At 63.6% G+C, this 15925-nt stretch carries 13 protein-coding genes; 11 read left to right on the top strand and 2 right to left on the bottom strand.

Translation table 11 applies throughout. From position 1 onward, the window contains the following. Positions 1–172: 172 nt before the first annotated feature. Complete coding sequence (locus tag HMPREF2944_RS07485) at positions 173–3079, bottom strand: FAD-binding and (Fe-S)-binding domain-containing protein (protein WP_070682072.1); 2907 nt, start codon at positions 3077–3079, stop codon at positions 173–175. Positions 3080–3612: 533 nt separating this feature from the next. Beyond that, positions 3613–4524, bottom strand: a complete 912-nt coding sequence (locus HMPREF2944_RS07480; protein ID WP_070682069.1) for a hypothetical protein — start codon at positions 4522–4524, stop codon at positions 3613–3615. Between the two features lie 230 nt (positions 4525–4754). Here HMPREF2944_RS07480 and HMPREF2944_RS07475 point away from each other — a divergent pair, with 230 nt between their 5' ends. The 11 genes from HMPREF2944_RS07475 to yajC all read left to right on the top strand — a co-directional run bounded on the left by HMPREF2944_RS07475 (position 4755) and on the right by yajC (position 15824). Continuing rightward, positions 4755–6182 (top strand): potassium channel family protein, encoded by a 1428-nt coding sequence (locus HMPREF2944_RS07475; RefSeq protein WP_246826288.1) that lies wholly within the window; start codon positions 4755–4757, stop codon positions 6180–6182. 394 nt (positions 6183–6576) lie between these two features. Further along, the gene (locus HMPREF2944_RS07470) at positions 6577–7146 is read left to right on the top strand and encodes a hypothetical protein (protein WP_070682066.1); all 570 of its coding nucleotides are present in this window, start codon (positions 6577–6579) and stop codon (positions 7144–7146) included. Positions 7147–7293: 147 nt separating this feature from the next. Then, a complete protein-coding gene (locus tag HMPREF2944_RS07465) occupies positions 7294–7866 on the top strand; it encodes an HIT family protein (protein ID WP_070682064.1) in 573 nt (190 codons plus the stop codon). A gap of 131 nt (positions 7867–7997) precedes the next feature. Further along, positions 7998–9131, top strand: coding sequence for a hypothetical protein (locus tag HMPREF2944_RS07460; protein ID WP_070682061.1), 1134 nt, complete (start codon positions 7998–8000; stop codon positions 9129–9131). A 99-nt stretch (positions 9132–9230) separates the two neighbouring features. After that, a complete protein-coding gene (locus HMPREF2944_RS07455; RefSeq protein WP_070682057.1) occupies positions 9231–10514 on the top strand; it encodes a Mur ligase family protein in 1284 nt (427 codons plus the stop codon). Continuing rightward, positions 10514–11281, top strand: a complete 768-nt coding sequence (locus HMPREF2944_RS07450) for a type 1 glutamine amidotransferase (protein WP_049332453.1) — start codon at positions 10514–10516, stop codon at positions 11279–11281. The genes HMPREF2944_RS07455 and HMPREF2944_RS07450 overlap by 1 nt, the downstream gene beginning before the upstream one ends. 147 nt (positions 11282–11428) lie before the next feature. After that, positions 11429–12187: a YebC/PmpR family DNA-binding transcriptional regulator gene (locus tag HMPREF2944_RS07445; RefSeq protein WP_012903452.1), complete on the top strand. Its 759-nt coding sequence runs from the start codon at positions 11429–11431 to the stop codon at positions 12185–12187. Between the two features lie 290 nt (positions 12188–12477). After that, the gene (gene ruvC / locus HMPREF2944_RS07440) at positions 12478–13134 is read left to right on the top strand and encodes a crossover junction endodeoxyribonuclease RuvC (protein WP_049343020.1); all 657 of its coding nucleotides are present in this window, start codon (positions 12478–12480) and stop codon (positions 13132–13134) included. Between the two features lie 224 nt (positions 13135–13358). Further along, a complete protein-coding gene (ruvA, locus tag HMPREF2944_RS07435) occupies positions 13359–13979 on the top strand; it encodes a Holliday junction branch migration protein RuvA (protein ID WP_044150401.1) in 621 nt (206 codons plus the stop codon). A gap of 199 nt (positions 13980–14178) precedes the next feature. Then, complete coding sequence (gene ruvB / locus HMPREF2944_RS07430; protein WP_192830500.1) at positions 14179–15165, top strand: Holliday junction branch migration DNA helicase RuvB; 987 nt, start codon at positions 14179–14181, stop codon at positions 15163–15165. 284 nt (positions 15166–15449) lie between these two features. Then, positions 15450–15824: a preprotein translocase subunit YajC gene (gene yajC, locus HMPREF2944_RS07425; RefSeq protein WP_070682052.1), complete on the top strand. Its 375-nt coding sequence runs from the start codon at positions 15450–15452 to the stop codon at positions 15822–15824. The last annotated feature ends 101 nt before the right edge of the window (positions 15825–15925 follow it).

Genomic DNA, 15925 nt, shown 5'->3' with positions numbered 1-15925 from the left:
GATATATTTTATTTTAATACTATCATGAAATATATTTATTTTGTATTAATTTATGGTGTCCAAGAATGAAAATTATAATGAGGGTATATATGATTCAAGGGACCCGGCGGACTATCACATAGGATAGCCCGCCGGGTCCCTTCTTATATGCCGCCGTTACGCGTTCAGCCTTTTAGCGGGTGGTGCGTTCCAGCAGCTGCAGCACGTTCTGGTAGCTGTGGCCGGTCGCCTCCGTCATGCCCTGCTCACAGGTACGGTTAGCCGAAATGTATGCGGCGAACTCCTTCTGCTCGCTCAGCTCAGAAGCCTCAGCCTCCGTAGCGCTCGCCGTCAGCTCGGGGTGCAGCATACCGCGGTCACCCGCGTAACCACAGCAACCCCAGTGCTTCGGCACGTACACGTCGTCACTCATCGCGTTCGCAATCTTCTCAAACGCAGGCTGAGTACCCAGATGAGTCATGGAGCAGGTCGGGTGCAGCGCAACCGACGGCAGGGGAGCAGACACGGTCAGCTTATCCAGCATGTTATCGGCGGCGAACTGCACCGCGTCGTACATGCGCAGACGCGAGTAGTCCGGCTCACCCGGCTTCAGGCCGTTCACGATCTTGTGCTCAAGCGCCTTAATAACCTTCTCGCGCATCACCTCAAGGCCCTCAGTACAGGACGAAGCGTCACACACGACCGGCAGGCGGCCACCGTCAGTAGCCTCCCACAGGGACTTCAGCACGCGGTCGCTCATAATCGAGTAGCCGTCGGTGAAGCCCTTCGACTTCCACGGGGTGGAGCAGCACATCTCACCAATGTTGTCCGGGATGCGGTACTTCACGCCGGTACGCTCGCACAGGCGAATGAACGCCTGAGTTGCGTTGACCGGGTCGTGCTTGCCGTCGCCGTCCACACCGCCGAACATGGAGTTCACGCAGGCGGGGAAGAACACAATCTCAGCGGTTGCGTCCTTATGCGGCTTACGTGCCGGGCCACCAACCGGCAGGTCCTTCTTGTAGGAAGGAACCATGTCGTCACCCATGACCTTGCGGGCAATGCTGGTGGTGCCGTGCACCACGGGGAACGGCAGCTTCTTAGCCACGGTCAGCGACTTGCCGGCGACCTTGTCCATGATGCCCCACTGCTGTGCGGCGATCTTCCAGCCGGTGGCGGCCAGCTTGTCCTGGTTCTCGGAACGCAGGCGGCGAATCAGGTCACCGGTGTTGATGTTCACGGGGCAGCGGGTCTGGCACATGCCGTCCACAGCACAGGTCTCAATGCCGTAGTACTCGTACTCCTTACGCAGGCGCTCAGCGAGCTCGTGGTCGCCGTTCGCCTCAGCGGCGGCAATCTCACGGCGCAGCACAATACGCTTACGGGGGGTCAAAGTCAGGTTACGGGAGGGGCAGACCGGCTCGCAGTAGCCGCACTCCACACAGCGGTCGACTTCTTCCTCAACGGTCTCAGCGACCTTCAGGTTGGTCACGTAGTCGGTGTCCGGCTCAACCAGCAGAACGCCCGGGTTCATGAAGCCCTTCGGGTCAATGAGGCGCTTGATCTGGCGCATCACGTCGAAGAGTTCGTCACCGAACTGGCGGCTCACAAACGGAGCCATGATACGGCCGGTACCGTGCTCAGCCTTCAGCGAGCCTTCGTTACCGAGAATCAGCTGAACCATTTCTTCGGTGAACTCGCGGTAGCGGTCCAGCTGCTTCGGGTCGCGGAACTGCTCGTTCAGCATGAAGTGGATGTTACCGTCCTTCGCGTGGCCGAAGATCACGGAATCCTTGTAGCCGTGCGAATCGAACAGCTTGGTCAGGTCGCTACAGGTGTTACCCAGAACCTCGACGGGCACAACCACGTCTTCGAGCAGTGCGTTGGTGCCGGAGCGGCGGTTACCCGCAACGGTGGTGTACAGGCCACGGCGGGCAGCCCACAGGGCGTTACGCTCAGACAGCTTGCTGGTCATCGACACGGGCGACGCCACGGGCAGGCTCTTAAACATGGGTGCCGCAGCGGCAGCCAGGTCGTTCAGCTCCTGCTCGGAGTTACCCTGGAACTCAACCAGCAGGGCGGCGTGGTCCTTCACGTCAATGGCGGCGAGCGCCTCCGCAGCCTGGCCGGTACGCTGAGCCACGCGGATGCTGGTGGCGTCCATGAGCTCGACGGTGGCCAGCTTGTTGGCAACCAGCTCGGGTACGGAGCGTGCAGCATCAATCAGGTTGTTGAACACCAGCAGGCCGGTGGAAATGTTCTTCAGAATCGGGCGGGTGCGGTAGGTTGCCGAAGCAACAAAACCGAGGGTACCTTCCGAACCAATCAGCAGGTGCTGCAGAATGTCCACGGGGGTCTCAAAGTCGACCAGGGAGTTCAGGCCGTAACCCATGGTGTTCTTCATGGAGTACTGCTGGCGAATCTTTGCCATGGACTCCGGGTTCTCGAGCACGCGCTTGCGCAGGCGCAGCAGGCCCTCGTGAAGTTCAGGTTCGAGGGAGCGCAGCTTCTGGTCGGCATCCGGCTCTGCGGTGTCAATGATGGTGCCGCTGGGGAGCACGAACACCATGGAGTCCAGGGTGTTGTACGTGTTGTAGGCGGTACCCGAAGACATACCGGAGGAGTTGTTAGCGACCACGCCACCGATGGTGCATGCGGACCAGGATGCCGGGTCCGGGCCGAGCTTGTAGCCGTAGGGTGCCAGGTAGTTGTTGACCATCATGATGGTCGCGCCGGGCTGCACGCGAACCTTCTTGCCGTCTTCAAGGACCTCGATCTTCTTGAAGTGGCGGCGGGTGTCGACCATCAGGCCGTCACCGCTGGACTGGCCGGAGAGGGAGGTACCGCCGGAGCGGAAGGTCAGCGGCAGGCCAAGGTCGCCGGCTGCGCGGAAGATGTTTGCGACGTCTTCGGCGGAGTCGGGGCGGACCAGGCCGGCGGGCACGAGCAGGTAGTGGGATGCGTCGTGTGCAATAGCGAGGCGTTCGAGTTCGGAGACGCTCGATTCGACGGCTTCTGCGCGTGCATCGGAAAGTAGACGATTGAGGGTGTCCGCGTAGGGGGACTTGAGTGCTTCGGACGTGTTTGACACAACGGTCATAATCTTGAGCTTCCTTACTGGTGAAGAGCGTAATGCTGTCCTTGTATCCAGTATCTTCCTTTGAACCCCGTCTTTTCTTCTTAGCGTTGGCTAAGCTTGGCGACTATCTGTCACTATATGGGGCGCCGGGTATGCGCCGGGCAGTGATGTGGTTTCCCCTTGTAGCTATTGGCATCCCGTGGGTTTTTGCGTGCACCCGGGGGAGGTGCCTACGCCGCATATGGACCGATTCGGATTTTTTAGATTCCACCCGCCGGACGCTGTAACAATTCGGCAGGTGGCGGTCATTGCGCTTTCGGGGCGCGAACTGGGTGCGAGCTGAGAGGGCGAAGCTCAGAATGAGAGGTGTTTTCTCCTTCGGCTCGCGGCGCTACAAAGCGGGGGAGTAGGGAACGGAGAGCGGTAGGTATTATCGACGGTTAAAAAGCGCGTTAAAAAACGCGGGGCGGAAAGCTGCCTGCCTTCCGCCCCGCGCCGGTGCCCCCCCTGCCGCAAGGGACTGAAAATCTAGGACTCGTCGAAGAAATCCTCGTCTACGCGCGGGAGCTCAGCGTCGTGAGGGTCCAGCGGGCCGATGCATCCGAGGCCACCACACCGCACAGCAGTGGCGACTTACCCGCCGCGCGCACCCCCAGATCATCCAGGAAAACACGACCGCCGGAGGGCACGCTCCGCTCCTGGCGAGTGGTCCCCGCGCAGTACACCCGAATCGGTGCGCCCGAACGGTTCTCCACGGCGGCAGAACTCGTTCGGCCCGTCGCATCGTGAACAAAACCTCGCGTGCCCTGCTGAACAATATCGCCCGAAGACAGCGTCTGGCTCACGAGTGCCAGGCCCTCCGGGGCGGTCAGCTCGCCAGAAGAATCAACGCCCAGCGAGCGCACCGACACCACCCACTGCGCGTCATCGGCCAGGTTCGAGGTGGAGGCAGTCACCCGCGTCGCGCTCAACGACACCCCGGAACCACTCGCGCTCGCGGAAGGAGCCTCCGCGGTATTGCGAACCCACACGCCGCCCATTTCACCCGACTCACCCGCCGGGAACTCCACTGAGGTCCCACCCTCATCGCGCAGGGAAACGCGCATGGGGGCCGTCGGCTCGCCGCGCCGCTCAAACTCAATATAGGAGTACGAGCCGGCACCCGAGGGGCCCTCGAACACGGCCTCATCGACGGGGCCTCGACCCGAGAACAGGCGGTAGCCCTCACGCTCCTCATTAACGGGGGCGACCCCGCGGCTGACCGCAAGCGAACCGTCCACGCTGGCCGAAGCTGAGGCGGAAGAATCCGCGTTCGGCGTGGCGCACCCGCTCAGGGGCACGACGAGGACCGCAGCCAGGGTCAGCGCGATGCCGCGGGTCCGTGCACGGCCCCCGTGCAGGCCGTGCACGGGAAGAGTCGAGGGCGTGGCGGGAAAGGCGGGGGAGAGGAAGCGTGAAAGGGTCATGGGGCACTCCGGTGTGGACTCATAGTCGGAAGGTATCGGCGACGCGCGCTCGCATTTTCTGCTGATGCATGCACCACACATTGTGCCAGTTCTGTGCATACGGTGCAACGAAACCTCGCCGCGTCGGTCCCCGCAGAATCCCCCCGCGGGCCTGCCAATGCACTTGGGGACGCTTGGGAACGCTTCGGGACACTCGGAGGCGCTCCGGGGCCCAAAGGGCGCAGAGTATCATGTCTCCTATGGATAGGACGGCACAGAATCAGGCACAGGACCCCGCGGACAACGACGCGTACGATCCCGCGCGGGACGAAGACTATGAAGAGGTAGTCGAAGAGTACGCCACCAGCGACGAACCCGACGGCACGCACCGCGAGAGCCACCGCATCACCCGCACGAGCCACCACCCGCACACGCAGGGTATTCCCGTCATGCCCCGGTCCGCGCTCGGCATCGGCTCCGCCGAGTCCTCCGCCGAAACCTATACCGACACCCGTACCGAAACCGCCCGTGAGGTACGCGAACCCGGAACGCAGACGACCACCATTCGCACGGTCACCCGCACCGAGACGCACCCCGAGGCCCCGGCACACACTCCGCGAACCCGCCTCTTCCGCACGCTCAGCAAGTACCGCGGCGAGAAGAACCTGGCCGCCTGGGAAGACCGCACCTCCACGCCCATGTTCGTGGCGTCCGTGCTATACCTGCTCGCGTTCGCCGCGCCCATCATGAGCACGCGTATTCAGGAGCCGTACGACGGGTACCTCAACATCATTCAGATGATTCTGTGGGGCCTCTTCGCCGCCGACTACTGCGTGCGCCTGTACCTGGCGCCGCGGCGACTCTACTTCATCACGCACAACCTGATGAACCTGGCCATCGTGCTGCTGCCGGCGTGGCGTATCGTCAGCTTCCTCGCCATGATTCACCTGACCGCCAACCGCCAATACAAGAGGCTCTCCGAACTGGGGATGAAGCTCTTCGGCTACACCGCGATCTTTATCATCATGTTTGCCCTGTCAATCTATTCGGTGGAGTCCTCCGAACCGGGCGCGATGATTCGCGACCTGCCCACCGCCTACTGGTGGACGTTCACGACCCTTGCCACGGTCGGTTACGGCGACGTCTACCCGGTCACCGGCATCGGCAGGGTCATCGCCGTGATCGTCATGCTGTACGGTGTGGGTTTGGTCGCGGTCGCTACCGGTGCGCTCGCGAGCTGGATTATCGAGAAAATCGGGGGAGTGGAGGAGCAGGAGCATCCCGCCACCAAGGCTGACGTGGACGACCTTCGCCTGGAGATTGCGGAGCTTCGGGCACTGCTGGCCCGCGAGTACGCCCGTCGCGATAACCCGGCCTACACGCTTCGGGAAGTGGTGGACGAGGACGGTGTTCGCCCGGTACCCGCGGCGACGGATGCGCCTGCCGCTGGTTGGGGTGGCGGTTCGGGTGCTGAAGGCCCGAGTGAAGAGTGGGCTGGATTCAGTCGCCGGGCTGCCGCCGGCCGCGCTGACTCTGGCGCCGAGGCTGGTCGTGCCACCGGCAGCGAGGTTGCGGTGCGCGAGGATGCATCCGAGCAGGAGCCCGTGGCCCTGCTGGAGGAAACCCGCCAGACCTTCACGATTATTCGTGAGAAGTTCTCATTCCGTTCCCGCAAGTAGCTTCGGGAGACCCTGTTTCGGGGGCCCTGTTTCGAGGGGTTTGGGAGGGTACGAGCAGGTGCTCCCCTCAAAACGTATCGAAGCACCTTGAACGCACTTAATCCAACGGTAAGCAACATTTAATTTACAGCGCATCAAACCCTCATTGTGGCCGCGAGACACCCCGGGTGGCCGGCTCGAAACTATTCCCCAAAAAGTCAGAATGTGAGGAAAATATCACTCAAGATGCCTAGTAGGTCTACACAATAGGTCGTCACTGTGGATACACTATCTACGTGCTGGCGTACGAAGACACCCTGTAGCCCGCGTGCTACGGGGTGTTGTTTTATGTTCGTTTCGTTCCGGCATGCACTCACAACTCTCACTCAAACACTCATATCAATAGGAGCAATCCGTGGCTTCTAAAACCACTCTGGGCGTGCTGGCTCTGACCGGTGCGCTCACCCTGGGCATGTGCGCCTCCGCAACGGCCGGCGCTTCTAGCTCATCGAACGGTGCATCCCTGGCCGCCCGAACGGTCACCGTCGATGACGCCTCGTTCGCCTCCGCTCGTGCCACCCCGGCCGGCGCGGCAACCTCGGAAATTCAGATTATCTCCGAGGTTCCCTCCTCCAGTTCCGAGACCTACGTTCCGCGCGATGACGCATCGCAGACGGAGAGCACGTGGCTACAGCTCGGTGATACCGAGAACTACGTGGCTGCCGTGGTGCGCGGCAATAAGATTACCGTGACCTACCACCTCAACTATGAAGAGATGGCCACGGTCGTCTGGGTCGGAACCTTCGAGGCCGGTCAGGGGGATTACAGCTGGACCTCGGTCGGCGACCGCCGAACGATGGACAGCAACCCGCTGGCATCTTCGGAATCCGAAAAGGAATTTGCCGTGCGCGACGGCATGCTGACCTTCTCCCTCACCTTCCGCGGTGAGACTCGCACGGTGCAGCTGACGAAGTTCGAGGGCTAGGGCCCGTAGCGTTGAGGGGCGCCGGTTTCGTTCTTGTGGACGGGACCGGCGCCCCTTTCTATTCCTATCGCGGGGCTCTCAGCCGGTCCGCACTGCCGACCCGTGGACACCCCTGGTAGGAATGTGAAAACGCTATAGAATGGGACTATGAGCGAGAACACGACCCCCGAGACCGCCGCACCCTCGGTGCAGGATTCCTTCGAGCTACCCGGCGCACCCGACCAGTTCCAGCGCCTGTGGACCCCGCACCGCACCGCCTACGTGAGCGGCGGGCAGAAGGACTACACCGAAAAGACCTGCCCGTTCTGCACCGCCCCCGGCCGCAGCGACGAGGAGTCTCTAATCGTGCACCGCGGCGAGCACGCCTTCGTGATTCTCAACCTCTACCCGTACAACCCCGGGCACCTGCTCGTGTGCCCGTACCGTCACATTCCCTTCTACGACGATGCGACCGAGGCGGAAACCCTTGAGATTGCGCAGCTGACCCAGCTCGCCATGAAGGTTCTGCGCGAGGTGTCGCACAACGACGGCTTCAACATTGGTATTAACCAGGGCAAGGTGGGCGGCGCGGGAATTGCCGACCACCTGCACCAGCACATTCTGCCGCGGTGGAGCGGCGATACCAATTTCCTGCCGATTATCGCCCAGACCAAAACCATGTCGCGCACCCTGGACGACATGCGTTCGGCGCTCGCGGAGGGGCTCGCCCGCCTGAGCTAGGCCGGCCCGTACTTCTTATCTCTCGGGCTCGCGGCGCTTTGAGAGTGTTCTTTCGCGGCGCCCCGCCGGGGCCGGCTCTTTGCTGCTCTGCGGCACTCCTCGGGCCGTTCAAACCGCTAGAGTTGATAGTCATGGATTACCCCAATCTGCTTGAGAACGCCTTCCTCGAGAACACCCTTGACGGTGCCGAGGCCTGCTCCACCGAACCTGCCGCCGGTGTTGGCGGCGAAACCGCTCCGCGCGCCCTCGTGTGGCGGCAGCTGCGCTGGGTGGATCGCCGCCCCGTTCTCGAGCTAGAGGCCGTCGAGGCCGAACCGGGCCAACCCGGGCCTAACGAGGCTGGCCCCGCGGAAGCCGAACTGCCAGCGCGCCCCGCGGGCCGACGCCTCCGGGTGACGCTAACCCCCGGGGCCTACCTGGGTCTGCGCGTGGCCCTCGACGCATCCGGCGCGCCGTACCGCTTCTGCTCCGGCTACACGACCGGCTCGACCGACCCCGGCACCCCCGGAACCCGCCGTCACCCGTGCCCCGAGGCCGCCCGCATCGACCGGGGCCAACAGTGCCCCCGATGCGCCGCCCGCGACGAATTCACCGCCCTGCACAGCGCGCACCTTTACCCCGGAACGCTCACCGAATCCATGCGCGCCTACGCCATGCTGGAGCACCGCCTCTACATCGCCACGTTCCCAGACGGTACCCACAAGGTCGGCACGAGCTCTCTGACCTCGACCCCGCGTCGCCTCGACGAGCAGGCCGTCGCCACGGCCACCTACATTGCGCTTGCCCCGGACGGGCTGACCATACGCCGCGCCGAGGATGCCGTGACCGCCCTCGCCGGAATCGGCCAGGTCAAACAGGTGGCGAGCAAGTACCGCGCCTGGACGCATCCGCTCCCGGGTGCTCAGCTGCGCGCCGCCCACGAGGATGCGGTGGCCCGCGCCCGCGCCGCCCTCACCGAGTTCCTGGTGGGGGAGCCCGACCTGCAGCTATCCGCCCTGGATGAGCCGTGGGTTCCCTCCCTGGCGATGAACCGCCCGTACGCGGCCCTGCGCGCGCGTAACCCGGAACCGCTCGCACCGTGCGACTCGACGTTGGACGGTAGCACAGCCGGGTTCTTCTGCACGGGTGCGGCGGGCCAGTTTGTGAGCGCCCACGTGGGCGATCCCGACGCCGCGTTCCTCGTCAACACCGCCGAGTGGCGCAACCTGCTGGTGGTTCCTGACCGGGGATTCACGCGGGTGAGGGTGCAGGGCTCTCTCTTCTAAAGTCGCCCGCCCGGCAGGGTTCAAGCCCGCCGCGGCCCGTTTTGGCTTGAGCGAACGCCCCCGCCGCACCCTTCAGCGGCACCGTGCGTGTGTACTAAAATGGTAAGCATGTCCAAACCCCTCATTCGCCTTCTGGGTCAGGGCGTGCGCTACGCGACTAAGCTTCGCGGTGGCGGCTCCGCGTTCCCCGGCCTCGTCATGGAAAAATTGCACCCGCAGTTCGTAGCCGAAGAGCTTGCGAAGCTGCCCTACGGCGTGGTCGTCGTCTCCGGCACGAACGGTAAGACCACCACCACGAAGATGGCCGTTCAGCTACTCGAAGCGCAAGGCCTGAAGGTCTTCACCAACCGCACCGGCTCCAACTTTGTGCGCGGTGTGGCCGCCGCCCTGCTGGGTGAGATGACCCTCACCGGCAAGCTTGAGGCCGACATCGCCGTGCTGGAACTCGATGAGGCGCACGCCGTGCACTTCGTCAAGGCCGTCAAGCCCGACTACGCGCTGCTGCTGAACGTTCTGCGCGACCAGCTGGACCGCTTCGGCGAGATTGACACGACCCGCCGCATGCTCGCGACCGTGGCCGCCGCAACCACCAACACCGTGGTGCTCAACCGCGAGGACCCGCGCATCCGCTCCCTCGCCGAGAACGTGCAGCCGGGCGTGAAGGTCAACTACTACGGCCTGGCCGAGTCCCTTCGCTCGTACTTCCCCTCGGATGATGAGATGCGCGGCGGCACCGTCGCGAAGGCAACTCTGCCCGAGGCAGACGTCACCCTCACCGCCTTCTCCGGCACCTCCGCAACCTTCGATGTGGCGGGTGTGGAGCGAGTCGGTGAGATTAACCTGTACGGCATTTACAACATCTTCAACGCGGCTGGCGCTATGGCCCTGACCCGCGCCGTCATGGGCGAGAAGCTCGATGAAGATAAGCTCATCGCAGAGTTGGCGAAGATTACTCCCGCCTTCGGTCGCGGTGAGACCCTGAACGTGAACGGCCGCCCGCTGCAGCTGCTGCTCGTGAAGAACCCCAGCGGCTTCCGCCTGTCCCTGGCCAGCGCGAACGCTGACGACTACGCCACCATGATTACGATTAATGACCAGTACGCTGACGGTCGTGACGTGTCTTGGCTGTGGGACGTCGACTTCGACAGCCTGCGCGGCACCGGCGTGCAGATGGTCTCGGGCGTGCGCGCCTGGGATATGGCGCTACGCCTGGAGCACGACGGCGTGAAGGTCGGCGAGGTCGACGAGAACCTGGCCGATGCGCTCAAGCAGTTCATCGCCTCCAGCGGGGATGCGCCCATGCGTATCTTCTGCACCTACACCGCCATGCTGGCCCTGCGCGAGGAGCTGGCAAAGATTACCGACGTTGAGAAGGTCTCATAATGACGGCAACCCACACTTTTGAGGGCACCCCGGCGCCCGGCCCGAACAACGGCAAGACGCTGCGCATCGTGCAGCTCTACCCGCTGGACATGAACATCTACGGCGACTGGGGCAACACCCTGGCGCTGGCCCGCCGCGCGCAGGCACACGGCTTCGACGTGCAGATTCTGGACCACAACCCCGGCCAGCCCTTCCCCGAGGATGTTGACATCATCCTCGGCGGCGGCGGCCAGGACTCCGGCCAGTCCGTGATTCAGGACGACCTGCACGCCATCGGCGGCACCCTGCGCTCGCTGGCCGAGGACGGCGTGCCCATGCTCGTCATCTGCGGCCTGTACCAGCTGTTCGGCAAGGAGTTCCGCACCCGTGAGGGCGAGGTGCTCAAGGGCATCAACATCTTCGATGCGCACACGGTCGGCGGCGACGAACGCCTGATTGGCAACATCGTGGAGGAGTCCGAGGAGTTCGGCACCGTCATCGGTTTTGAGAACCACTCGGGCCTGACCTACCTGGGTTCCGGATGCACCCCGCTGGCCACCGTGACCAAGGGTGAGGGCAACAACGTGACGGACTCTTACGAGGGTGCACGCGTGCACAACGTCATCGGCACCTACCTGCACGGCTCGCTGCTGCCGAAGAACCCGAAGATTGCGGACTACCTGATTGAGCAGGCCGCAATTCGTCGCTTCGGCGAGTTCACTCCGAACGCGATTGACGACTCGCTGGTGGAGAAGGCGCGCGCCTCGGCCGCGTCTCGCCCCCGCTAGCGGTTCATTGACGTGCTATTCCGGGCGGTGGCGTGCACTCTAAGAGGTGGTGTGCGCCTCCGCTACGGTATAGTTGATTGAGTTATAGTACAGTGCGCGGGGCGTTTCGCCGTGTCCGTGCAGAGGTTTTGACTAAGGGAGATACGAATGTCGGGTCACTCTAAATGGGCGACTACTAAGCACAAGAAGGCTGCTATCGACGCTAAGCGCGCGAAGGCTTTCGCGAAGTTCATTAAGGCAATTGAGGTTGCAGCACGTATGGGCGGCGCTGATATTGCCGGTAACCCCGCTCTTGACCTTGCTGTGTCGAAGGCGAAGAAGAACTCCGTCCCCAACGACAACATCGACCGCGCTATCAAGCGTGGCGCCGGCCTGACCGGTGAGACCATCGACTACACCGAGATTATGTACGAGGCACGCGGCCCGCAGGGTACCGCCCTGTACATCGAGTGTCTGACCGATAACCGTAACCGTGCAGCGTCTGAGGTTCGCCTGGCTGTGACCCGTAACGGCGGCACCATGGCAGACCAGGGTTCGGTTGCGTTCCTGTTCGAGCGTAAGGGCGTTGCTGAGGTCACCAAGACTGATGGCCTGACCGAGGACGACGTTCTGATGGCTGTTCTGGATGCCGGCGCCGAAGAGGTCCTGGACGAGGGCGATATCTTCACCGTCATCTCCGCACCTACCGACCTGCCCGAGATTCGTAAGGCTCTGGACGAGGCCGGCCTGGAGTACAACAACGACGACCCGGTCTTCCGCCCGACCATGCAGGTCGACCTGGACGCCGAGGGCGCCAAGAAGTTCCTGAAGCTGGCAGACGCCATCGAGGAACTGGACGACGTGCAGAACGTCTACTCGAACGCTAACGTCTCTGACGAGGTTGCTGCTCAGCTGGAAGCCGAGTAGTCACCGCCCGAGCGCGCCACTTCTGAGCGTGCACTGAAGCCACTTCCCGGCCGGCCCACCGCGCGTGGACCCGGCGGGAGGTGGCTTTTGAACGTTATGCCGGTCAGCGCCCGATCTAAACGCCCGGCCTAAACACTTGGCCTAAACACCCGGCCGTGCTCCGGCTGGCGGCCCCGCGAACTGCGGTATCGCAACCTTACCCCGCGAAGACCCAGTGAAGACCATGTGAAGACCCCGCGAACTTTGGAAGGAAAGCACACGTGAACGCTGCATCCGCCGCGCGCGATAGCATGCGCGAAAACCATACGGTCGCCGCCGTGGACCGCGTGCCGGGGGCGACCCGCATCATGGGCGTGGACCCCGGCCTCACGCGCTGCGGCTTCTCAATGCTCGACATGACCGCCGACCGTAAGGCGCACTTCGTGAACGTGGGCGTGGCGGGCACCGACCCGGCCCGCACGCTGGACCAGCGCATCCTCTGGATTTTCAACGCGGCCTCGCACTGGCTGGACACCTACCGGCCCGACGCCCTAGCGATTGAGCGCGTCTTTGCGCAGGAGCAGGTGAACACGGTGATTGGTACGGCGCACGCCTCGGGCGCGGTGATTTCTGCCGCGGCGATGCGCGGCGTGCCGGTGTTCTTCCATACGCCCTCCGAGGTGAAGGCGGCGGTGACCGGCAGCGGTCGCGCGGATAAGGCCTCGGTGGGCCGCATGGTGACCCGCATTCTGGGCTTGAACGCCATGCCGAAGCCCGCGGACGCGGCCGATGCGCTGGCCATCGCCATCTGCCACGGCTGGCGCGGCGGCGGCATCGGCTCGGGTATTAACATGTCGGCGCAGACGCAGACGCACCAGGGATCGCGGCCCGCGAAGGCTCGCCGTGCAGGTTCGCTGACCCCCGCACAGCGCGCCTGGATGGAGGCGGAGGCTAAGGCCCGCCGCTAGGGGTGCCGACTCGTTACCCTTCGAGCAAACCCCTTCGAACGTACCGGGAGCCGTATTCGCTAAAGAATTCGAATATCCCTTGATTTCAGAAGAAATATTCTAATATACTGATAGTATCTTCCCGTGGCATACCCGCCGGCCCCGATGCGCGCCGGCGGCACAGCAGGCCGCGAGGGGAGTGCAGTATCGTTCGCCCCGGCGCGGGGCGTTGAAAGGTGGAGAGAATGATTGCATCGCTGACCGGCCGCGTGGCCCAGGTGGGGCTTGACCACGCGGTGATTGACGTTAATGGTTTCGGCATGCTGGTGCACGCCACCGCACGCACTCTCTCTAAGCTGCGCACGGGGGAGGAGGCCACCGTGCTGACCACCATGATCGTGCGCGAGGAATCCATGACCCTCTACGGTTTTTCGGAACCGGCTGAACGCGAGGTCTTTGACATGATGCTCTCGGTCTCGGGCATCGGCCCTCGCATCGCCCTGGCGGTGCTGAGCGTGCACACCGCCGCGGAGGTGGAGCGAGCCGTGGCCACCGGTGACGACAAGGCCTTCACGAAGGTTCCGGGCATCGGCCCGAAGGGTGCCCGCCGCATCGTGCTGGAGCTTGCCGGCAAGCTGATTCTGAGCGACGGTCAGACCGACGAGCTGCCGCTGAGCCAGGGCATCGTGTGGAAGCCGCAGGTGCTGGATGCGTTGACCTCCCTGGGCTGGAGCGAGAAGGACGCCTCCGCCGCCATCGACGCGTACGTGAAGCACAATCCCTCCGCCGAGAGCGAGCCGGTGGGCGTGGCTCTGCGCGGTGTGCTCGCATCCCTGGGTACGCAGAACACGGTGGGTCGCCACTAGGGCCGCTCGCCGAGCCCTTGGCTGACCCCGGCCGATTTTGGCGCGCCCGTTACCTCGCGCCTCACTCACTCCACGAAAGAAGAATTTTATGACCCAGAACCCCTACGATTCGCAGGCCGCGGCATCCCCGGTTTCCGGCGGGTATTTCCCCGGTCAGGTGCCCGGCGTCCCGGGTGCGCCCGCGCAGCGCCTGGTCGCGATGGAAGAAGAGCCCGAAGAGAAGATGATTGAGGCGGCCCTGCGCCCCAAGTCCCTGGACGACTTCGTGGGTCAGCGCCGCGTGCGCCAGCAGCTTTCCCTCGTGCTGGAGGCCTCGAAGATGCGCGGCCGCAGCGCCGATCACGTGCTGCTTTCGGGCCCTCCCGGCCTGGGTAAGACCACCCTGGCCATGATTATCGCCGCCGAGATGGACGCGCCCCTGCGCATCACCTCCGGCCCCGCGATTCAACATTCCGGGGATTTGGCGGCGATTCTGTCTTCGCTGACCCCCGGTGAGGTGCTGTTCCTCGACGAGATTCACCGCATGAGCCGCCCGGCCGAGGAAATGCTCTACATGGCGATGGAAGACTTCCGCGTGGACATCGTGGTGGGTAAGGGTGCCGGCGCGACCTCCATTCCGCTGGAGCTTCCGCAGTTTACCCTGGTGGGTGCAACAACCCGCGCGGGTCTGCTGCCCGGGCCTCTGCGCGACCGCTTTGGCTTTACCGGTCACCTGGAGTTCTACTCGGTTGAGGAGCTGGAGCTGGTGCTGCGCCGTAGCGCCGGCCTGATGGACATGCAGATTACCTCCGAGGGCTTCACCGAGATTGCGGGTCGCTCCCGCGGCACACCCCGTATCGCGAACCGCCTGCTGCGCCGCGTGCGCGACTGGGCCCTGGTGAACGGCGTGGACCGCATCAACGCGCGTGATGCCGCGACCGCCCTGGACATGTACGAGGTAGATTCGCGCGGCCTGGATCGCCTGGACCGCGCCGTGCTGGAATCGCTCATCCACAAGTTCGGCGGCGGGCCGGTTGGCCTGTCCACCCTCGCCATTGCGGTGGGGGAGGAGACCGAGACCGTGGAGACCGTGGCGGAGCCCTACCTGGTGCGCGAGGGCCTGATTGGTCGCACCCCGCGCGGTCGCGTGGCCCTGCCCGCGGCCTGGGAACACCTGGGTCTGGAGGCCCCCGAGATTCAGCTCTAGAGCCGCACCGGCCAAGACATACAGAGCAAGTAGCCCGTGGGAGGTATCGCCCCTCCCGCGGGCTCTTCTGCAGGCTCTGTCGGCGCCGCCGAGCCCTGCCGGCGACATAAAATTACGCCACGGGCTGGACAAAACTCAGGTAAACCTCACAAAAACGCTGGTTCGGTGCGCTAAAGCTCCTGCTCTCGCGTAGGATGGATACGTACTGTATCTACGATTCCACGCCTTTTAGCACGCTCAACCCGCACGGTGAGCGGCGCAGGTGCGGATGTGAAAGTGAGACCATGGATTTTAACCTCCTGATTATGATTGCCATGATGGCGCTGCTGGCATGGATGATGTTCTCCGCCCAGAAGCGTCAGCGTAAGCAGATGGAGGAACTGCGTGCAATGCAGCAGTCTCTCGTCCCCGGCACTCAGGTCATGACCGGTTCCGGCTTCTACGGCACCGTCGTCAGCACCGATTTCGATGACAATAAGATTCAGCTGGAGCTGGCCAAGGGCGTTGTTATCACCGTGGCGCTGAACGCCATTATGAGCATCGTTGAGGACGAGGCTCCCGCCGCACCCCTGACCGAGGACGTCGAGCCGGCATCCGCGGAATCTCAGGCTCCCGCGGAAGGCGGCGTCTCCGAGGACTCCTCGAAGACCGCCCAGTAACTTAAGACCGAACGACCCGGCGCCGCGCACTCGGCGTCGGGTTTTCGCGTCCGCTAAGGAATCTGTAGAACACCAAATCTACACACGAAAATACTCATAGA

Origin of the sequence: Rothia sp. HMSC072E10 (assembly GCF_001813965.1) — a bacterium.
Lineage (GTDB): Bacteria > Actinomycetota > Actinomycetes > Actinomycetales > Micrococcaceae > Rothia > Rothia mucilaginosa_A.
This window is presented reverse-complemented; position numbering and strand designations above follow the sequence as displayed.